Origin of the sequence: Citrobacter sp. Cu096 (assembly GCF_030332285.1) — a bacterium.
GTDB classification, from domain to species: domain Bacteria; phylum Pseudomonadota; class Gammaproteobacteria; order Enterobacterales; family Enterobacteriaceae; genus Citrobacter; species Citrobacter meridianamericanus.
In genome coordinates this window covers 64,604-84,265 of record NZ_JAOWID010000019.1, presented here as the reverse complement: position 1 = coordinate 84,265, position 19,662 = coordinate 64,604, and the positions used below count along the sequence as shown (strand labels likewise).

At 53.3% G+C, this 19,662-nt stretch carries 15 protein-coding genes; 7 read left to right on the top strand and 8 right to left on the bottom strand.

Annotated elements, in window-relative coordinates:
- Positions 1 to 6 precede the first annotated feature (6 nt).
- Positions 7 to 777, top strand: coding sequence for a YidX family protein (locus OGX99_RS04470; RefSeq protein WP_151216872.1), 771 nt, complete (start codon positions 7 to 9; stop codon positions 775 to 777).
- A 190-nt stretch (positions 778 to 967) separates the two neighbouring features.
- On the opposite strand, the gene glpD is transcribed toward OGX99_RS04470, so the two are convergent.
- The gene (gene glpD, locus OGX99_RS04465) at positions 968 to 2,476 is read right to left on the bottom strand and encodes a glycerol-3-phosphate dehydrogenase (protein ID WP_151216871.1); all 1,509 of its coding nucleotides are present in this window, start codon (positions 2,474 to 2,476) and stop codon (positions 968 to 970) included.
- Positions 2,477 to 2,674: 198 nt separating this feature from the next.
- On the opposite strand from glpD, the gene glpE reads away from it, so the two are divergent.
- The 3 genes from glpE to OGX99_RS04450 all read left to right on the top strand — a co-directional run bounded on the left by glpE (position 2,675) and on the right by OGX99_RS04450 (position 4,827).
- Positions 2,675 to 3,001, top strand: coding sequence for a thiosulfate sulfurtransferase GlpE (glpE, locus tag OGX99_RS04460; RefSeq protein WP_151216870.1), 327 nt, complete (start codon positions 2,675 to 2,677; stop codon positions 2,999 to 3,001).
- 75 nt (positions 3,002 to 3,076) lie between these two features.
- Positions 3,077 to 3,907: a rhomboid family intramembrane serine protease GlpG gene (glpG, locus tag OGX99_RS04455; RefSeq protein WP_210904188.1), complete on the top strand. Its 831-nt coding sequence runs from the start codon at positions 3,077 to 3,079 to the stop codon at positions 3,905 to 3,907.
- 161 nt (positions 3,908 to 4,068) lie between these two features.
- Positions 4,069 to 4,827, top strand: a complete 759-nt coding sequence (locus OGX99_RS04450; RefSeq protein ID WP_151216868.1) for a DeoR/GlpR family transcriptional regulator — start codon at positions 4,069 to 4,071, stop codon at positions 4,825 to 4,827.
- Between the two features lie 41 nt (positions 4,828 to 4,868).
- Here the strand turns inward: OGX99_RS04450 and malT are convergent, their stop codons facing one another.
- Positions 4,869 to 7,574, bottom strand: coding sequence for an HTH-type transcriptional regulator MalT (malT, locus tag OGX99_RS04445; protein ID WP_151216867.1), 2,706 nt, complete (start codon positions 7,572 to 7,574; stop codon positions 4,869 to 4,871).
- Between the two features lie 596 nt (positions 7,575 to 8,170).
- On the opposite strand from malT, the gene malP reads away from it, so the two are divergent.
- Together malP and malQ are read left to right on the top strand one after the other, a co-directional pair.
- Positions 8,171 to 10,564, top strand: a complete 2,394-nt coding sequence (gene malP / locus OGX99_RS04440; RefSeq protein WP_187259968.1) for a maltodextrin phosphorylase — start codon at positions 8,171 to 8,173, stop codon at positions 10,562 to 10,564.
- A 9-nt stretch (positions 10,565 to 10,573) separates the two neighbouring features.
- A complete protein-coding gene (gene malQ / locus OGX99_RS04435; RefSeq protein ID WP_252838530.1) occupies positions 10,574 to 12,661 on the top strand; it encodes a 4-alpha-glucanotransferase in 2,088 nt (695 codons plus the stop codon).
- Between the two features lie 45 nt (positions 12,662 to 12,706).
- On the opposite strand, the gene gntT is transcribed toward malQ, so the two are convergent.
- From gntT to gntX, 3 genes are all read right to left on the bottom strand, one after another.
- Positions 12,707 to 14,023 carry a gluconate transporter gene (gene gntT, locus OGX99_RS04430; protein WP_003023507.1) on the bottom strand — a complete coding sequence of 439 codons (1,317 nt, stop codon included), beginning with the start codon at positions 14,021 to 14,023 and terminating at the stop codon, positions 12,707 to 12,709.
- A 315-nt stretch (positions 14,024 to 14,338) separates the two neighbouring features.
- On the bottom strand, positions 14,339 to 14,914 hold the full coding sequence (nfuA, locus tag OGX99_RS04425; RefSeq protein ID WP_003023509.1) for a Fe-S biogenesis protein NfuA: 576 nt from the start codon (positions 14,912 to 14,914) through the stop codon (positions 14,339 to 14,341).
- Positions 14,915 to 14,972: 58 nt separating this feature from the next.
- Positions 14,973 to 15,656 carry a DNA utilization protein GntX gene (gene gntX / locus OGX99_RS04420; protein ID WP_151216864.1) on the bottom strand — a complete coding sequence of 228 codons (684 nt, stop codon included), beginning with the start codon at positions 15,654 to 15,656 and terminating at the stop codon, positions 14,973 to 14,975.
- 37 nt (positions 15,657 to 15,693) lie between these two features.
- On the opposite strand from gntX, the gene bioH reads away from it, so the two are divergent.
- A complete protein-coding gene (gene bioH, locus OGX99_RS04415) occupies positions 15,694 to 16,473 on the top strand; it encodes a pimeloyl-ACP methyl ester esterase BioH (protein WP_187253799.1) in 780 nt (259 codons plus the stop codon).
- A gap of 96 nt (positions 16,474 to 16,569) precedes the next feature.
- Here bioH and feoC read toward each other — a convergent pair whose 3' ends face one another.
- Genes feoC through feoA form a run of 3 tightly spaced genes read right to left on the bottom strand, consistent with a single transcriptional unit; the run spans position 16,570 to position 19,382 of the window.
- Positions 16,570 to 16,806: a [Fe-S]-dependent transcriptional repressor FeoC gene (gene feoC / locus OGX99_RS04410; protein ID WP_003023516.1), complete on the bottom strand. Its 237-nt coding sequence runs from the start codon at positions 16,804 to 16,806 to the stop codon at positions 16,570 to 16,572.
- An 11-nt stretch (positions 16,807 to 16,817) separates the two neighbouring features.
- Positions 16,818 to 19,136 (bottom strand): Fe(2+) transporter permease subunit FeoB, encoded by a 2,319-nt coding sequence (gene feoB, locus OGX99_RS04405; protein WP_151216862.1) that lies wholly within the window; start codon positions 19,134 to 19,136, stop codon positions 16,818 to 16,820.
- A gap of 18 nt (positions 19,137 to 19,154) precedes the next feature.
- Positions 19,155 to 19,382, bottom strand: coding sequence for a ferrous iron transporter A (gene feoA, locus OGX99_RS04400; RefSeq protein ID WP_003023519.1), 228 nt, complete (start codon positions 19,380 to 19,382; stop codon positions 19,155 to 19,157).
- Between the last annotated feature and the right edge of the window lie 280 nt (positions 19,383 to 19,662).

Sequence of the window (19,662 nt, the reverse complement as noted above, 5' to 3'; positions counted from 1 at the left end):
TAGCGAATGTCGTTACTGCCTTTATTTTTTACTAATGTGCTAGCAATAACAGTTTTGATATTGCAAATCTTATTTAGATGGATTGAAAGTATGAGCAAAGGGAAAAAACACTCGATTAGACAGGCAGCTAGAGGCGTATTGTTGGCTATTGTTAGTACCGGTCTATTATCTGGATGTATGACGATGATGCTTGATGACAGTACTCAGGGAATATCATCCACTTCAAAAAAATGGCGCTCTGATGAGATCAGAGGGTTATCTCTTGCTGAGAATACAAATGGTGAGAAGGGATGGGTCTTTATTGGCAGAAGCTTTGATTACTTGCTGTATAAGGGAGGGGATGAAATTATAAATCTGCTGAATAATAAGAATATTCATCGTGAGCAATTATCAGTAGATGAACATGCTAATTTTGCTATTGATACAAGTAAGAAAAATTTCACTGGTTTGTTAAAAATTAATTATCAGGCTCAGAATGAGGATGATAAAAAACAAATCCTTGAGAAAGGATTCTCATGTATAAAAAATGATTGTCAGCGTACGTATAATGGGCTTGAAGGTACGATCCATAAAAAGAATGTTGAGCAAGACCCTAGAAAAATAATGAAGTTTTATCATCCTTTTACCGTTGAGTTTGTAAAATATCAATACTCTTCAAATCAAGGAAAATGGATTCTGGCCCCTTTTACAGTTGCTCTGGATGTTGTCACTGCGCCACTACAGTTACTGGCATTCAGTATTATTGCTCCTAATTTGGGAAGAATTGGTGGCAAATAACCTTACGTGATAGTGACATATCTGCAACGTTATTTTGCTGTTGAAACCTTTCGCTACCCACCATCCGGCAAAATGCCCGGGGGTGCTTCGCTTGCCCGGCCTACGTTTATGCACTTTTGTAGTTATGCACTTTTGTAGTTATGCACTTTTGTAGGCCGGATAAGGCGTCAGCCGCCACCCGGCATTTTTATCAGGACGCCAGCGACAGTTGGCGCTTCTCAATGTATTCAGCCAGCCACTGGGTCATGCGCGACTGCTGCTCGGCGTTCAGCCACATCCCTTCTTTCGTACGACGCCACAGCGCATCGTCTGCACGACGAACCCATTCGTGGTCAACCAGATACTTCAGTTCGGCCTCATAGAACTCGTGGCCGAAGTCTTCACCTAACTCGGCAAGCGAGGTGGCTTCGCCGATAATCCATTCGGTATTGCTGCCGTAGGTGCGTGAATAATGGCGCGCCAGCGACTCGGTCAGGAACGGGTAGCGACGGCGCAGTTTGGCCGCGTAATCTTCGCGATCGCCGCCGATGTCTCCGCCTGGGAGAACGCACTCTTTGGTCCACGCCGGACCGATGCCCTGATAGTACGACGCCAGTTTTTCCATCGCGTGCTCAGCCAGCTTACGATAGGTCGTCAGCTTACCGCCAAAGACCGACAGCAGCGGCGCTTTGCCGTTTTCGTCGTGGATATCCAGCGTGTAATCACGGGTGATTGCCTGCGGTGAGTCGGACTCATCGTCGCACAACGGACGCACGCCCGAGTAAGTCCAGACGATATCATCACGGCCCAGTTGTTTCTTAAAGTGTGCGTTGTAGACCTTAAGCAGGTAATTGATTTCACTCTCATCAATTTTCACCGCTTTCGGGTCGCCTTTGTATTCGACGTCAGTCGTCCCGATGATTGAGAATTCGTCCATCCATGGGATGACAAACACAATACGTTTATCTTCGTTTTGCAGAATATAAGCTTGCTTCTGGGTATGGACGCGTGGCACCACGATGTGGCTGCCTTTAATCAGGCGAATACCGTACGGTGATGGCAGATGCATGCCGTCGTCGAAGAACTCTTTCACCCACGGGCCGGTGGCGTTGACCAGACCACGCGCCTGCCAGGTGTGCTTTTTGCCGGTATCAATATCTTCAGCTTCCACAATCCACAAACCGTTTTCACGGCGCGCGGAAGTGGCACGCGTGCGGGTTAACACCTCTCCGCCTTTACGTACGACCATTTGGGCGTTTGCCAAAACCAGTCGTGCATCGTCTACCCAGCAGTCAGAATATTCGAAACCGCGCACAATCTCAGGTTTCATTACAGAATCCGCGCCAAAACGCAAACCGGTAGAACCTGGTAAACTGGTGCGTTTGCCCAGATGATCGTACATAAACAGACCAATACGAATCATCCACGCCGGACGCAGGTGCGGGCGATGGGGCAGTCGAAAGCGCATCGGGAAGGCGATATGCGGTGCCATTTTCAACAGCACTTCACGCTCGGCCAGCGCTTCACTCACCAGTCGAAATTCATAGTGTTCCAGGTAGCGCAGGCCACCGTGGATGAGTTTGGAGCTGGCGGAAGAGGTGGCACAGGCTAAATCCTGCGCTTCCAGCATCAGCACGGATAAACCGCGTCCAGCGGCATCTGCCGCGATACCGGCACCGTTGATGCCTCCACCTATCACAATCAGATCTTTGGTTTCCATGCTGGCCTCTCGCACTTTCGTTATAGCTCATTAATGTTCGTTATCGAGCATAATAGCAAAGAATTGCGCTATTGGTAACATCGGATAAACAATTTACAGTGATACATATAACATTATGGCGTTTAACTGCCGTCGGGACGTACACTAAGAAGTAACATGTCTGAAAAGCGTCACCTGCAATATTAAGAAGAGAGAGCAATGGATCAGTTTGAATGTATTAATGTCGAAGAAGCGCATCAGAAGCTGAATCAGGGCGCTGCGGTGCTAGTGGATATCCGCGACCCGCAAAGCTATGCGATGGGGCACGCCCCGCAGGCGTTTCATCTGACGAACGACACGCTTGGGTTATTTATGCGTGAGCATGATTTTGACACCACTGTGTTAGTAATGTGTTATCACGGCAACAGCAGTAAAGGCGCGGCGCAATATCTTCTTCAGCAAGGCTATGACGCGGTTTACAGCGTTGACGGCGGCTTCGACGCCTGGCATCGACATTTTCCGGCAGAAGTGGCATACGGTTCGTAAGCTAACAAAGATGCAGCCTGAAACAGGCAGGGTCTATATACTGTCCTCTTTTGTGTGGAATAAGCGACAGCAACCATGTTGATGATTACCTCTTTTGCTAACCCCCGCGTGGCGCAGGCATTTGTTGATTATATGGCGACACAGGGCGTTATCCTGACAATTCAACAACATCAGCAAACGGATGTCTGGCTGGCGGATGAGTCCCAGGCCGAGCGCGTACGCGCCGAACTGGCGCAATTTCTGGAGAACCCGGGCGACCCGCGTTACCTCGCGGCAAGCTGGCAGTCGGGTCAGACCGACAGCGGTTTACGCTATCAGCGTTATCCTTTCCTTGCCACATTGCGCGAACGTGCAGGCCCGGTAACCTGGATAGTGATGGCCGCATGCGTGCTGGTGTTTATCGCGATGAGCGCGCTGGGCGACCAGGCGGTGATGCTCTGGCTGGCATGGCCGTTTGATCCTTCGCTGAAATTTGAATTCTGGCGTTATTTCACCCACGCTTTTATGCACTTCTCGCTGATGCATATTCTGTTCAACCTGCTGTGGTGGTGGTATCTCGGCGGCGCGGTGGAAAAACGTCTGGGTAGCGGAAAACTGATAGTCATTACCGTGATTAGCGCCCTGCTGAGCGGGTATGTTCAGCAGAAGTTTAGCGGCCCGTGGTTTGGTGGGTTGTCTGGCGTGGTATATGCGCTGATGGGCTACGTGTGGTTGCGCGGCGAGCGCGATCCGCAAAGCGGTATTTTCCTGCAGCGTGGTTTGATTATCTTTGCTTTGATCTGGATTGTTGCCGGCTGGTTTGATGTGTTCGGTATGTCGATGGCGAATGGCGCACATATCGCCGGGCTGGCCGTGGGTCTGGCAATGGCGTTTGCTGATACTATTCATGTGCGAAAACGAACGTAGAAATTCGCCTGTAGGTAATCTTATTTGCCTGTATGAGCCAGGGCAGTGCTCAAAATCCTCACGTACCGTAAGTACGCTGCGGTTTCTGCGCGCTGGCCATGCCCAGACGGCCTGCAACGATAACGCCTGATAGACGAATTCTATATTTTCAGGGAACTATAATGAAACAAACACAACGACATGACGCGATCATCGAACTGGTAAAGAAACAAGGATACGTCAGCACCGAGGAGCTGGTGGAGCATTTTTCCGTCAGCCCACAGACGATTCGCCGCGATCTCAACGATCTGGCCGATCAGAATATGATTTTGCGACATCACGGCGGCGCGGCGCTGCCATCCAGCTCGGTCAATACCCCGTGGCATGACCGTAAAGCGACGCAGACGGCTGAAAAAGAGCGCATTGCCCGCAAAGTCGCCACGCAGATCCCGAACGGCTCGACGCTATTTATTGATATCGGCACTACCCCGGAAGCGGTGGCCCACGCGCTGCTCAGTCACAGCAATTTACGCATTGTGACCAACAACCTCAATGTGGCGAATACCCTGATGGCGAAAGAGGATTTCCGTATTATTCTGGCGGGTGGCGAACTGCGTAGCCGTGACGGCGGTATTATGGGCGAAGCGACCCTCGACTTTATTTCTCAGTTCCGTCTGGATTTCGGCATTTTAGGCATCAGCGGCATCGACAGCGATGGTTCCCTGCTGGAATTTGATTATCACGAAGTCCGCACCAAACGCGCGATTATTGAGAATTCACGCCATGTGATGCTGGTGGTGGATCACTCGAAGTTTGGTCGTAACGCGATGGTGAATATGGGCAGTATCAGCATGGTGGATGCGGTGTATACTGACACGCTACCGCCCGCAGGCGTGATGCAGGTGATCGCTGACCATCATATTCAGTTAGAGCTGTGCTAAGTTAATTACAGGCCTGATTAGCATCGCTCGTCAGGCTCTCACTACACCCCATATCCCATCATCTTCAGCAGCTTCTGCGCATGTTGCACTGCATCCTGGCGATGTGCGACGCCGAGTTTTTGGTACAAATTGCGGATGTGCGTCTTGATAGTCGTTGCCGCGACGGCCAGCTCTCCGGCGATCTGCTCGTTGCTGTAGCCCGAATAAATCAGTCCCAAAACCTGCCATTCGCGCTGGGTCAGCGGGCTGGTGCGGATAAGCTCCGGTACTTCCGGGTGCGTAAGCAGACGCTCAACGAACCCTTCATCGAAGTGGGCGAATTTATGGCGATGGTGCTGGTTAATCTCACGCAAAATGCGTTGGGCGCGATGCTGATCGAGTTCCGGCAGCGTATTGAGCTGAATCAGCTGACGCAGTTGCTGCGCCATAGCCTCACCTTCGATAACAAAGTGACTGATAAACCCGGTGCGGTTCGCCAGCTGTAACGCGTCGAGTAACACGCGCTGTGCGTCATTTTTGCGCCCTGCCTGCCAGTACAACTGATTAAGCAGTAGCAGGTTGCGGTTCAGATCGCTCATCAGGCGCAGATTGCGCGCATTTTCATTCAACTCTTCCAGCACAATCTCAGCCGGTTCAAATTCGCCCAGCAGGATCTGCGCGCGGGCGATGTTGCGCCATTGGCCTTGCAGGAAGTGGTTATTGGCGAATTCCGGTTTCGGCGTGTGGCGCAGCCAGTTGGCGGCTGAATTTTTGTCGCCGACCATTTGCCAGTAAATCACCCGGACTTTATCAGCGTTCGAGATCCAGTCGCTGTGATAGTGGCCATTACCCAGCAGGTTTTCCAGACGGTTGAGCAGGCTACGCGCGTTGTCCAGATCGCCCCGCGCCAGCGAACACTGAACCAGCAGTGCCAGGCACTGTAGCTGCTGCTGCGGCTGGAAAGTGGAAAGCAGTTCAATACCCGAGCGGGCAGACGCTTCCGCTTCGTCCAGGCGCGCCCATGCCCACAGGAGCTGCGCACGAATGCGCACCAGGAACTCGTGCATCGGTAGCTGTTCGAGATGCTGCTCTTTGATCAACTGGAACGCTTTTTCCTGGATTTCCCAGGCGGCCTGCAAAAAGCCCTGGGCAAACAAGATTTCACTTTGCTGAATAAGACTCCACAGGGCGTAATGCCAGACGTCATGATGGCGCGCCATTTGTTCGGTTTGCTGCATCAACGCCAGAGAACGCGTGAGGTCGCCCTTACAGTGCAGAACTTCGCCGTGCACCGAGGTGGCGACGATTCGGCTGTAGAACCAGGCGATGGGTAGCTCATCCAGTGCCAGTTTCGCCAGACGCTCGGCTTCATCAGGATTTCCGTCGTTAATCGCGACCTGCGCTCGCAGGGCGTTAAATTCGGCATGCAGCGTCGGCTCCATGTCGCCTTTCATTTCCTGCTCAGCGCGTGCCAGCAGGGTATTCACCTCGCTGTAGCGGTGCTGGCTTTGCATCAGCCACGCTTGCAGCAGAACCAGACGCGGATTTTCCAGCAGGCTTTCCCATGGCAGCGCTTTCAGGGATTCTTCCAGTAGCGTCAGCTCACTGTGGTTAAACAGTCCCCACGCATGGTTAAGCAGGATATCGCGTAGCATATGGGCATCGCCTGCCGCCAGCGCATGGTGGATAGCTTCGCTGGGAAAACCTTGCGCCATCCAGCTTTCAGCAGCCGCGCGGTGTATTTCGGGCAGTTCGCTCGCCAGTTCCCATTGACAGCGTTGACGTAAAAAGCTGCCAAACAGCGGGTGATAGCTGAACCATTCACCGACGTCATCCATCCGCTGCAGAAATAATCCCTGGCGCTCGATCTCCTCCAGCCGCATCTGGCCATTTTCTTCGCCGGTAACCCGGACGATCAGCGCGTCGTTCATGGAGCGCAGAATGGCGCTTTTCAGCAGGAAGTGACGGGTGCCGAGGTCAACGCTGTCCAGCACTTCATCAACCAGATAATCGGACAAATGGCTGGCGTTTATCCCCGCGAGGCGGCGTGCGGACTGGTGTGCAGAATGGTTGTTCTGGCGGGCGGAGAGGGCAATCAGCTGTAACGCCGTGGCCCAGCCCGCAACGTCGTCGCACATTCGACTGCTTTCCGCTGCTTCGATAGGAGAAGACAAACGGCGATCGAAAAATTGTTTGGCTTCCTGGTGGTTAAACGCCAGTTGCTGGCTGCCTATCTCCAGCAACTGATCGCGTACTCGCAGGTTGGCAATGCCCAACTGTGGGAGATTGCGCGACAACACGACCAGCGTGAGATTTTCAGGCTGGTGACGCAGGAAGAAACGCATCGCTTCGTGGATAGCTGGGTTGGAGATCAGATGATAATCGTCCACCACCAGGTAGAGTGGGCGATGCCACTCGGCCAGTTCAATAAATAGCTGTGCAAACAGTGACGTCAGACTGGCGTATTGGCGCTTTTGCACCATCGCTTCGCTGGTTGTGCAGTGTCCACCGGTTGCCTGCTGAATAGCGGCGATCAGATAGCTGGCAAAACGCTCTTGTTGATTATCGCCTTCATCCAGTGAGTACCAGCCTAAGTCGTTCTTCCCCGCTGCCCATTGTGAGACCAGCGTCGTTTTTCCATAGCCAGCGGGACTTGTTATCAGGGCAAGCCTGAAATTATTCACGCCGGAAAGTTTAGCCAACAGGCGCTCGCGGACCACCGTATGGTCGAGTCGAACCGGACGACTTAATTTAGACGGAATCAACATATGTTTGTCACTTCACTGTGTGAACATGGGGGAAGAATGATTTTTTTTGCGCTTCGTAATTAATGGGTATAAGGTCGGCCAGATTAATGTTTTATGCAAGCTAAGCGGCCTTTTTGTGTGTCTGATTTTGCACTATGTCACAAATCTATACATCTATTGCAATAATTACTTTAAAGAGTCGCAACAGGCGTGGTGACTGGATCCGTCGCGATTTTTACGATGCGTAAAAAACCCCATCTCTTTGCAAGGTTATTCGGCGGGTTAATAAAAATGTCCGAATTTTGTGGCCGATTTAAAGTTTTTATGTGAATCATCTTATTCATCACAGGTGTTTCAGGTTAGAAACTATTTCTCTGTTTACACATTGTTTCCCATCGTCACCCCTCTATTTGATATTGTCGATTAATTGCCCGGTAATAAGGGGGACGCCGTGGCCCATGGGTGATTACGCTTCCCTTTAAGCGGTGTCGATCACACTTTTATGCTCATCCCCGCTCCTCCTCCCTGCCTAATCCGTGCCAGGATGAGGAATGTCAACAACGAGCCAGGCAAACTAGCGATAACGTTGTTTTATTACCTAAGGATCTGGAACCCCTATGTCACAGCCTACTTTCAATAAAGATCAATTTCAGGCTGCCCTGACGCGTCAGTGGCAGCGCTTCGGTTTACTGTCGGCTCAAGAAATGACGTCACGCCAGTGGTGGCAGGCAGTGAGTGGGGCGTTGGCTGAGTTACTCAGCGCCCAGCCTGCGGCTAAGCCGGCAAAAAACCAGCGTCATGTTAACTACATCTCGATGGAGTTTTTGATTGGCCGTCTGACCGGCAACAACTTACTCAACCTCGGCTGGTATCAGGGGGTGAGCGATGAGCTTAAAGCGCATGACGTCAACCTGACCGATCTGCTTGAAGAAGAGATCGATCCGGCGTTGGGTAACGGTGGGTTGGGGCGTCTGGCAGCCTGCTTCCTCGATTCGATGGCGACTGTCGGCCAGTCGGCGACGGGTTATGGCCTCAACTATCAATACGGCCTGTTCCGTCAGTCCTTTGCCGATGGGCAGCAGATGGAAGCCCCGGACGACTGGCATCGCGGCAGCTATCCGTGGTTCCGTCACAACGAAGCGCTGGATGTGCAGGTAGGGATTGGCGGCAAGGTCAGCAAACAAGGCCACTGGGAGCCGGGATTCATCATCACCGGTCAGGCCTGGGATCTACCGGTTCTCGGCTACCGTAATGGCGTGGCGCAGCCGCTGCGTTTGTGGCAGGCCAGCCACGCGCATCCGTTTAACCTGACAAAATTCAACGACGGTGATTTCCTGCGCGCAGAGCAGCAGGGTATCGACGCCGAAAAACTGACCAAAGTGCTGTATCCTAACGACAACCACACGGCAGGTAAAAAGCTGCGCCTGATGCAGCAGTACTTCCAGTGCGCCTGCTCCGTAGCCGATATTCTGCGCCGCCATCATCTGGCTGGGCGTAAACTTCATGAGCTGGCTGATTTTGAAGTTATCCAGCTCAACGATACTCACCCGACCATCGCTATTCCCGAGCTGTTGCGTGTACTGATTGATGAGCACCAGATGAGCTGGGACGATGCGTGGGCCATCACCAGCAAAACCTTTGCTTATACCAACCATACTCTGATGCCAGAGGCGCTGGAGTGCTGGGACGAGAAGCTGGTGAAAGCGCTACTGCCGCGCCATATGCAAATCATCAAAGAGATTAACGACCGCTTTAAGATGTTGGTCGATAAAACCTGGCCGGGTGATGCTGAAGTCTGGGCGAAGCTGGCGGTGGTACATAACAAACAGGTGCGCATGGCCAACATGTGTGTGGTCAGCGGCTTTGCGGTTAACGGTGTGGCGGCACTGCACTCCGATCTGGTGGTGAAAGATCTGTTCCCGGAATATCACCAACTGTGGCCGAACAAATTCCACAACGTCACTAATGGGATTACCCCACGTCGCTGGATTAAGCAGTGCAACCCGGCGCTTGCCGCGCTGTTGGATAAATCGCTGAAAAAAGAGTGGGCCAACGATCTCGACCAGCTGATTAATCTGGAAAAATACGCCGACGACGCGAAGTTCCGTCAGCAGTATCGTGACATCAAGCTGGCGAACAAAGCGCGTCTGGTGAAGTTTATTAAAGCGCGTACCGGTATTGAAATAACGACTAACGCGATTTTTGATATTCAGATCAAACGCCTGCATGAGTACAAGCGTCAGCACCTGAACCTGCTGCATATTCTGGCGTTGTACAAAGAAATTCGTGAGAACCCGCAGGCCGATCGCGTGCCGCGCGTATTCCTGTTTGGCGCGAAAGCCGCGCCGGGTTACTACCTGGCGAAAAATATCATCTTCGCCATCAATAAGGTGGCGGAAACCATCAATAACGACCCGCAAGTGGGTGACAAGCTGAAAGTCGTGTTCCTGCCGGATTATTGTGTCTCGGCGGCGGAAATGCTGATCCCGGCGGCGGATATCTCCGAGCAGATCTCAACAGCAGGGAAAGAGGCTTCCGGCACCGGCAACATGAAGCTGGCGCTGAACGGTGCCTTAACCGTCGGTACGCTGGATGGTGCAAACGTCGAAATCGCCGAAAAAGTGGGCGACGAGAATATCTTTATCTTTGGTCATACTGTGGAAGAGGTGAAGGCGCTCAAGGCCAAAGGTTACGATCCGGTGAAATGGCGTAAGAAAGACAAAGTACTGGATGCGGTCCTGAAAGAGCTGGAAAGCGGGAAATACAGCGACGGCGACAAACATGCTTTTGACCAGATGCTGCACAGTATCGGCAAGCAGGGCGGCGACCCGTATCTGGTGATGGCAGACTTCGCGGCTTACGTTGAAGCGCAGAAGCAGGTTGACGTGTTGTATCGTGACCAGGAAGCCTGGACCCGGGCGGCGATTCTGAATACTGCCCGTTGCGGCATGTTCAGTTCAGATCGCTCCATCCGCGATTATCAGGCGCGTATCTGGCAGGCGAAACGTTAAGGAATCGCGATGGAAAGCAAACGTCTGGATAATGCCGCGCTGGCGGCGGGGATCAGCCCCAATTACATTAATGCCCACGGTAAACCGCAGTCTATTGGTACCGAAACCAAGCGGCGTTTGCTTGACGCCATGCATCGCACCACCGCCGCCACTCCGGTGGCGGTGACCCCAGTGCCGAATGTCATGGTTTATACCGCCGGTAAGAAAATGCCGCTGGCGGTTGAGGGAAGCGGAGAGTTTACCTGGCTGCTGACTACCGAAGAGGGCGTGCAGCACAAAGGGCATGCCGTCGGTGGTAAATCTTTCAACCTTCCGGCCAGGCTGCCGGAGGGATATCACACGCTGACCTTGACCCAGGGTGAGCTGCGTAGCCATTGTCGCGTCATCGTGGCGCCAAAACGCTGTTATGAACCGCAGGCGCTGTTAGCCGGGCAGAAGCTGTGGGGCGCATGCGTTCAGCTCTACACCTTGCGTTCAGAAAAAAACTGGGGGATTGGCGACTTTGGCGATTTGCGCGCCATGCTGGTGGATGTGGCGCAACGCGGCGGCGCGTTTATCGGGCTCAATCCGATTCATGCGCTGTACCCGGCGAACCCGGAGAGCGCCAGCCCGTACAGCCCGTCGTCACGTCGCTGGCTGAACGTTATTTATATTGATGTTAACGCAGTAGATGATTTCCGCCTGAGTAAAGAGGCGCAGGCCTGGTGGCAGAAACCCGCGACTCAGCAAGCGCTGCAACGCGCGCGCGATAGTGAATGGGTTGATTACTCTACCGTTACCGTCCTGAAGATGACCGCGTTACGTATGGCATGGAAAAATTTCTCTGCACGTGACGATGAGCAGATGGCGGCATTTCGCCAGTTTGTCACTCGGGAGGGAGATAGCCTGTACTGGCAGGCAGCCTTTGACGCGCTGCATGCGCATCAGGTGCAAGAGGATGCATTGCGCTGGGGCTGGCCGGTGTGGCCGCAGGCACTCCAGTCGGTGGACTCACCGGAAGTAAAACGCTTCTGCGAAGCACATCGTGACGATGTGGATTTCTATCTGTGGTTACAGTGGTTGGCGTATACCCAGTTTGCTGACTGCTGGAAAACCAGCCAAAGTTTTGCGATGCCGATTGGACTGTATCGCGATCTGGCGGTTGGTGTGGCCGAAGGCGGGGCGGAAACCTGGTGCGACCGCGAGCTGTATTGCCTGAAAGCCTCGGTTGGCGCTCCGCCGGATATTCTCGGTCCGCTCGGGCAAAACTGGGGGCTGCCGCCGATGGATCCGCACATCATCACGGCACGCGCCTACGAACCGTTTATCGAACTGCTGCGCGCCAATATGCAGAACTGCGGCGCGCTGCGTATCGACCATGTTATGTCGATGCTGCGTCTGTGGTGGATCCCCTACGGTGAAACTGCCGATCACGGCGCTTACGTGCACTATCCGGTCGATGACCTGCTTTCAATTCTGGCGCTGGAAAGTAAACGTCATCATTGCATGGTAATTGGTGAGGATCTGGGTACCGTGCCGGTAGAAATCGTCAGCAAGCTGCGCGACAGCGGCGTGTACTCCTATAAAGTGCTTTATTTTGAGAATGACCATGAGAAAAACTTCCGTGCGCCGAAAGCGTACCCGGAACAATCAATGGCAGTCGCGGCGACGCATGACCTTCCTACGCTTAAAGGTTATTGGGATAGCGGCGATCTGACGCTGGGTAAGGCGCTGGGCCTGTACCCGGATGAGGTTGTGCTGCGTGGGTTGTATCAGGACCGAGAACTGGCGAAGCAGGGGCTGCTGGACGCGTTGCACAAGTACGGCTGTTTGCCAAAACGTGCTGGTCACAAGGCGTCACTGATGTCGATGACGCCGATTCTTAATCGCGGCATGCAACGCTACATCGCTGACAGCAACAGTGCGCTGCTGGGCCTACAACCGGAAGACTGGTTGGATATGGCTGAACCGGTCAACATTCCGGGGACCAGCGACCAGTACAAAAACTGGCGGCGTAAGCTCACCGCCACGCTGGAGCAGATGTTTGCCGATGAGAGAGTGAACAAGCTGATTAAGGATTTGGATAAGCGGCGAAAAGCGGCCGCGAAGAAGAAGTAAAAAAGCCGGGGATTCCCCGGCTTTTTTTGTCTGAAACGTGTGTTGTTAAACTACCATACCCAGCAGCAGACACCCTACCAGGCCGCAGACGGAGATAATGGTTTCCAGCATTGACCATGACTTGATGGTTTCACCGATAGTCAGGTTGAAGTACTCCTTGAACAGCCAGAAGCCTGGATCGTTCACGTGGGAGAAGATGACCGAACCGGAACCCACCGCAATAACCATTAGCTCAGGGCTTACGCCGGTCGTTGCAATCAGTGGTGCCACAATCCCACCTGCGGTGATTGCTGCAACAGTTGCAGAACCCAGTGCGATACGCAGGACCGCCGCGATAGACCATGCCATCAGCAGTGGAGACACGTTAGAGCCGTGCATCATTGATGCAATGTATTTGTCCACGCCGCTATCAACCAGGACCTGTTTGAAGGCACCGCCGCCGCCGATGATCAACAGCATCATCGCAATGATTTTGATTGAGGACACCAGCGTGTCGTTAATCTGATCCATCGAACGTCCACGGTTCAGACCAAACGTGAACATCGCAATCAGCACCGCGATAAGCGTTGCCATAACCGGGTCACCGAGGAATTCTGCAACCGTCAGGAAAGCATGACCTTTCGGCAGAATCATCTCCGCCACGGCACGCATCGCCATCAGGATCACCGGTACCAGAGAGGTCCAGACGCTGACGCCAAAGCCAGGCATCTCTTCTTCAGTGAAGGTTTTTGCGCTGTACAGACCTTCCGGGATCGGCTTGTCGATACCTTTCAGGAAACGTGCGTATACCGGACCGGCGAGAATAACGGTCGGGATTGCCAGAATCGTACCAAACAGCAGGGTTTTGCCCATATCTGCATGGAAAATAGTGGCGATAGCAGTCGGACCCGGGTGCGGTGGCAGGAAGCCGTGCGTTACGGACAGCGCCGCAGCCATCGGCACGCCAACGTACAACAGCGGGATGTTGGCAGCTGCGGCAATGGTGAACACCAGCGGCAGCATCAGTACGAAACCAACTTCGTAGAACAAGGCAAAACCAACGGTGAAGCCGGTTAATACCACCGCCCACTGAATATGTTTTTTGCCGAATTTAGCAATCAGGGTGGTTGCGATGCGCTGTGCGCCGCCGCAGTCCGCCAGCATTTTGCCCAGCATGGCGCCAAAACCCATAATCAGGGCGAGGCTGCCAAGGGTTCCGCCGACGCCGGCTTTAATCGAACCGATGACTTTATCCAGTGGCATCCCTTGCATCAATCCGACAGCAAGCGCCACCAGGACGAGAGCGATGAAACCGTTCATTTTGAAACGGATCATCAGGAGGAGTAACAAGATTACACCGATAGCAACGATGACTAATGGCATGATTTACCTGGCCTTAACTTTGTTATGGGTAACGTCAGTGTTTAGATGACAAATTCCGATTGTCCCGACCGGGAACAGAGTATTCTCAGCACCAATGCTGGTTGCCTGCAAAACTAATCAGTTTAGCGGACTATTATGTGTGTGTTAGGTGCTGATACGAATGATACGGGTAACATATGGCGCTTGAAAATCACCTGGGCAGGCAAAATTTAAATTATGAGAGGCTGGTCAAATTATGAGGGAGATTGTTGCAGGAGATATGCGAAGAATTTTCGACCCGGCAGGGATTAGGCTACCGGGCAAATACAGACGGGCTTAGTAGTAAGAGTGTTCGCCACGCTGGTGTTCGGTTAAATCGCGAACGCCTTTCAGTTCAGGGAATTCAGCCAGCAGCTGCTTCTCTATACCTTCTTTCAGCGTCACATCGACCATTGAACAGCCGTTACAGCCGCCGCCAAACTGCAGAATGGCGTAGCCTTCATCGGTGATTTCCATCAGTGAGACGCGACCGCCATGGCCTGCCAGCTGTGGATTGATCTGTGATTGCAGCATGTACTCCACGCGTTCCATCAGCGGTGCATCATCGGCCACTTTACGCATTTTGGCGTTTGGTGCCTTCAGCGTCAGCTGGGAGCCTAACTGGTCGGTAACGAAATCGATTTCTGCATCTTCCAGATACGGTGCGCTCAGTTCATCAACATATGCGGTCAGCAGGTCAAATTTAATCGCGGTGTCGGTTGCTTCCACGGCGTCCGGCGGACAATAAGAAACGCCGCATTCAGCGTTAGGCGTGCCGGGATTAATCACAAATACGCGGATTTGTGTCCCTTCTTCCTGATTTGCCAGCAGTTTGGCAAAGTGCGCTTGTGCAGCATCGGAAATATGGATCATAGTAATGGCCTAATAGTTGACTATTTTACTTGGTTATAATACGCCCATCATCGAGGCTCTACAAGGTTCGACACAGGCACCATACCTGGACAGTCGCGGCGCCGTTGCGTAAAAGCAGCTGCGCGATTTCCGCGACGGTACTTCCGGTAGTGACGACATCATCCACAATAACCATATGGAGCCCCTGCACCGGCAATTCAAGGCGAAAGGCGTTTTTCAGGTTACGTTTACGCAATCGGGCGCTGAGATGGTGCTGCGTGGCGGTTGCCCGAACCCGCGAGATGGTCCGGCTGTCCCAGTCGCAACCCAGCCAGTGCGCCAGTGGGCGACACAGCAATTCGCTCTGATTAAACCCCCTGCGCCAGTGCCGTCGTTGCCAGAGCGGGACGCTGACGAGCCTGTCTGGCAGGGGAAGACCGCTGACGCGCCGGGCCTGTAATACCTCCAGCAACAGCAAACGTGAAAGGGCGGAGGCCATTTCACTGCGTCGCGAAAACTTGAACTGGTGGATAAGTCCACTCAACGGCGGAAGATAGTCGCTGATGGTGACCAGGCGCTGCCACGGTGGGGGTTTTTGCAAGCAACGTCCGCAGGGAACGACGGCGTGGGCGGCAGGGAGTCCGCATTGAGGGCAAAGGCTGACGTGCTGACGCGTTGCCCGTGCGCAGACTGAACAGATCCCCCAATGCCCTAACGTCAGGGGCATTCGGCATAGCCAGCACAATCCCGGTACTGTTAGCATAGAAACATCCTGTTAGGCTAAAAGAGAACAATAACTGATGAATGACATCTGGTGGCAGACCCAGGGTTCGGGAAATTGCCATCTTGTGCTGCTGCACGGATGGGGACTGAATGCGCAAGTGTGGCATTGCATAAGCGAGGAACTGAGCTCGCATTTCACGCTGCATCTTGTCGACTTACCGGGATTTGGCCGCAGCCAGGGTTTCGGCGCGATGTCGCTGGAAGAGATGGCTGGGCGGGTATTAAAACAGGCGCCGGAGAACGCTATCTGGCTCGGCTGGAGTCTGGGGGGGTTGGTTGCAAGCCAGGTGGCGTTAACTCATTCTGAGCGTGTTCAGGCGTTGGTGACCGTGGCGTCATCCCCTTGCTTTAGCGCGCGTGAGGAGTGGCCGGGCATCAAGCCAGAAGTGCTGGCCGGTTTCCAGCAGCAACTGAGTGAAGATTTCCAGCGTACGGTGGAGCGTTTTTTGGCGTTGCAAACGATGGGCACGGAAACCGCCCGTCAGGATGCGCGAGCGCTGAAGAAAACGGTACTGGCTTTACCCATGCCGGATGTTGAGGTACTTAATGGCGGGCTGGAGATCCTGAAAACGGTCGATTTGCGTGAGCCATTGTGCTCGGTGGAAATGCCTTTCCTGCGGTTGTACGGCTATCTCGATGGACTGGTTCCGCGCAAAGTCGTCCCGATGCTCGATGCCCTGTGGCCACAGAGCGAGTCGTTGGTGTTTGCCAAAGCGGCGCATGCGCCGTTTATCTCGCATCCTGCCGAGTTTTGCGCAGCGCTGGTGGCGCTAAAACAGAAACTGAATTGTTTCTAAAGTAACGGATATCTGCATAAACGAGTTATCCGGCCTGAACATTTGCAGTTTTTTGTAGGCCGGATTAGCGTAGCGCCATCCGGCAGGAGCGGCAAATTAACGCAAGGCCCACCATTCGCGCAGGCAGGCTTTACCTTCCGGGCAACTTTTGCAGCTTCCGGAAAGACACCCGTCGGCATCCTCCTGAATCCGCACCGCTTTGCCCATTTTTTCTAACTGATTCAGCATGGCGTCAATCATAGGCTGTGGGGTATGTAGCGTGTGGCTAATTTGTGTTGCCTCCATGCGCCCCCGCAAAGCCAATAAATCACGAACCTGAATTAGTGATGCCATTGTCGATAACCTTAGTGGCAATCGCCAGTTGTGCTGGAACAGCAGGAACTCGCCGTTCTGTTGGTTGCCAGCAGGGCGAGGTCCACGCGGCTACGAGCTCGACGCAGCAGGCCCAGTAACACGATGTTAAACAGGATGACCGCTAAAATGCACACCAGACTGTAGGTTGGGTGCTCTTTGTAGCTGACCGTCTGATAAAACAGCGTCGACAGAGAGTAGGCGATATTCAGGCCCCACAGAATCGAGAAGCCCATCCAGCCACGGCTGGATTCACGTGCGATAGCGCCCATCACTGAAATGCACGGCACATACAGCAAAACAAAGATCAGGTAGCTGTACGCGGCGGCGGCGCTGCCAAATTTCTCGCCCATCACGCCCATTGCGCCGGTAGCCATTTCACCGTCGCCCTTGCTGGCTTCGATAGGGTTAGCCAGTACGCTCAGGCTGAAGGTGTCTTTCAGGCTTTGCCAGGTTTCATCCACTGCGCCGAGCAGCTCGTCACCGAGGTGGAAATCTGCCGGATTGAACTCTTCTTCCTGAATGTTTTCTGCGGTATAGAGCGTGTTCAGCGTACCAACGACCACTTCTTTTGCCATCGCGCCGGTGAACAAACCTACGGTTGCCTGCCAGTTATCTTCGTGAACGCCAATCGGTTTAAACACGGGAGTAATAACACGGCTAACGGAGGCCAGAGCAGAGTCGTTGATGTTATCGACGATTTTCCCGCTCAGTGAGAAACTGTTAAACGCGCTGAGGAAAATGCTGACGATGATGATGACTTTACCCGCACGCAGAACAAAGCCTTTCAGGCGTTGCCATGTCTGAATGATCAGACTCTTGATGTGCGGCACGTGGTATACCGGCAGCTCCATCACGAACGGCGTTGCTTCACCACGCATAATAGTGTGTTTGAGCATCAGGCCCGTCAACACCGCCATCACGATACCCAGTACGTACAGCGAGAAGACCGCCAGTGCGCCGTTCTGACCAAAGAACGCCGCGGCAAAGACGGCGAAAATCGCCAGACGTGCGCCGCAGGACATAAACGGCGCCATCATGATGGTCATCAGACGCTCACGCGGGGCGTCCAGCGTACGTGCGCCCATCACTGACGGTACGTTACAGCCAAAGCCGACGATCAGCGGGACGAACGACTTGCCCGGCAGTCCCAGCGCCTGCATCAGACGGTCCATCACAAACGCGGCGCGCGCCATGTAACCGGAGTCTTCAAGGAAGGAGAGGAACAGGTACATCATGCCGATTTGCGGTACCAGCGGCAGCACGGTGTTAATCCCGCCGCCAAGCCCCTGGGCCAGGAAGATAGTGAGCCAGTCCGGGAAGTGCAGCGTGTAGCCAATCCACTGAATACCATGGATAAAGAGCGCTACGGAGCCGACGTCAAACAACGGTTGCAGCGCGCCGCCAATGTTAATGGCGAGCAGGAACATCAGGTACATCACGAACAGGAAAATCGGCAGCCCGAGGAAGCGGTTGAGAACGATTTTATCTACCGCGGTGGTGAATCGGCTTGGCTCTGCCGTCAAGGTATTGCTGACGGTATCGCAGATAGCGGCAATGCACTGATAGCGCGCATCGGCGATATGCAGCGCCGGATCGTCCATTGTTTCGCTCAGGCGTGCGATGGAGGCATCGAGATTTTGCGCGGCATCACCCGCGTAGGCGCGGCTGTAGATATCGCCTTCCAGCATCTGCAGGCCCAGCCAGCGGCGCTGTTGTAGCGGCATATCTTTGGCCATCGCGTCGGCGAGAGAGTCCGCTTCCTGCAGCAGCGGCTGGGCATAATGGACCAGCTCGACGGTGTCGTTTTCTTTGTAGCGGTCGATCGCCAGCTTCAGCGCTTCTATGCCGCGGGCGCGGGTGGAAACCAGCGGAACCACCGGGCAGCCAAGACGCGCTGAGAGGGCGTCTATATCGATACGGATTTGCTGCTTTTCAGCGATATCCAGCATATTCAACGCGACGATGCAGGGGATGCCCAGCTCAAGCAGTTGCAACGTCAGGTAGAGATTGCGTTCAAGGTTTGACGCATCGACCACGTTGATCAACAGATCTGCGTCGCCGCTCAAAATATAGTGACAGGCAATCTGCTCATCGAGAGAAGTCTGAGATGAGATTGTCGTCAGAGAATAGGTGCCGGGTAAATCCACCAGCGTGACCTGATGGTCCGTTGTGGCGAAATGACCTTCTTTACGCTCAACGGTAACGCCAGCCCAGTTACCTACACGCTGGCGCGCGCCGGTGAGCTGGTTGAATAAGGTTGTCTTGCCGGAATTAGGATTACCAATTAAACCAATGGTTAGTTTTTTCATTTTTATAGACTCACTGTATTAACAGGAAACCGCTTCCACTTCTAATAACGCCAGATCTTTCTTACGCAATACCAGACTTACACGACGCGTTTCGATATGGATAGGATCGCCGAGCGGGGCGACGCGTACCACGTTGAAGGAGGAGCCGGGCAGCATGCCAAGTGACAACAGTTTCTGACGATAAGCCGGGCTGATTTCACGGGCAAAACCGGTAATTTTCCACGCACTGTCAGGAGTGAATTGCATAGGGACCTACTTATATCTCGCTAACTGGATGATTACCTCATGGGGCGACAGGGCGGCATGAGACCAGATGATTAGCCAACGTAAGGAAAGAGTAAATAATCAACAGAACAATGATAATGAGAATGGTTTCTATCATCAATAGAATAAATGTGACGGAATGTAGAATTGAACAATAATTTGAGCCAATTTTGATATTTCTCAACATTTATTCCGCTTTGGAATGAATGTTTCTGCAGTGTCATTATTGACTTTCTTAATGTGTAATTAAGGTTTTATTTGT

Excerpts from the sequence above, each read along its gene's own strand:
- OGX99_RS04470 (WP_151216872.1), top strand. The coding sequence starts at position 7 with ATGTCGTTACTGCCTTTATTTTTTACTAATGTGCTAGCAATAACAGTT.
- glpD (WP_151216871.1), bottom strand. The coding sequence starts at position 2,476 with ATGGAAACCAAAGATCTGATTGTGATAGGTGGAGGCATCAACGGTGCC.
- glpE (WP_151216870.1), top strand. The coding sequence starts at position 2,675 with ATGGATCAGTTTGAATGTATTAATGTCGAAGAAGCGCATCAGAAGCTG.
- glpG (WP_210904188.1), top strand. The coding sequence starts at position 3,077 with ATGTTGATGATTACCTCTTTTGCTAACCCCCGCGTGGCGCAGGCATTT.
- OGX99_RS04450 (WP_151216868.1), top strand. The coding sequence starts at position 4,069 with ATGAAACAAACACAACGACATGACGCGATCATCGAACTGGTAAAGAAA.
- malT (WP_151216867.1), bottom strand. The coding sequence starts at position 7,574 with ATGTTGATTCCGTCTAAATTAAGTCGTCCGGTTCGACTCGACCATACG.
- malP (WP_187259968.1), top strand. The coding sequence starts at position 8,171 with ATGTCACAGCCTACTTTCAATAAAGATCAATTTCAGGCTGCCCTGACG.
- malQ (WP_252838530.1), top strand. The coding sequence starts at position 10,574 with ATGGAAAGCAAACGTCTGGATAATGCCGCGCTGGCGGCGGGGATCAGC.
- gntT (WP_003023507.1), bottom strand. The coding sequence starts at position 14,023 with ATGCCATTAGTCATCGTTGCTATCGGTGTAATCTTGTTACTCCTCCTG.
- nfuA (WP_003023509.1), bottom strand. The coding sequence starts at position 14,914 with ATGATCCATATTTCCGATGCTGCACAAGCGCACTTTGCCAAACTGCTG.
- gntX (WP_151216864.1), bottom strand. The coding sequence starts at position 15,656 with ATGCTAACAGTACCGGGATTGTGCTGGCTATGCCGAATGCCCCTGACG.
- bioH (WP_187253799.1), top strand. The coding sequence starts at position 15,694 with ATGAATGACATCTGGTGGCAGACCCAGGGTTCGGGAAATTGCCATCTT.
- feoC (WP_003023516.1), bottom strand. The coding sequence starts at position 16,806 with ATGGCATCACTAATTCAGGTTCGTGATTTATTGGCTTTGCGGGGGCGC.
- feoB (WP_151216862.1), bottom strand. The coding sequence starts at position 19,136 with ATGAAAAAACTAACCATTGGTTTAATTGGTAATCCTAATTCCGGCAAG.
- feoA (WP_003023519.1), bottom strand. The coding sequence starts at position 19,382 with ATGCAATTCACTCCTGACAGTGCGTGGAAAATTACCGGTTTTGCCCGT.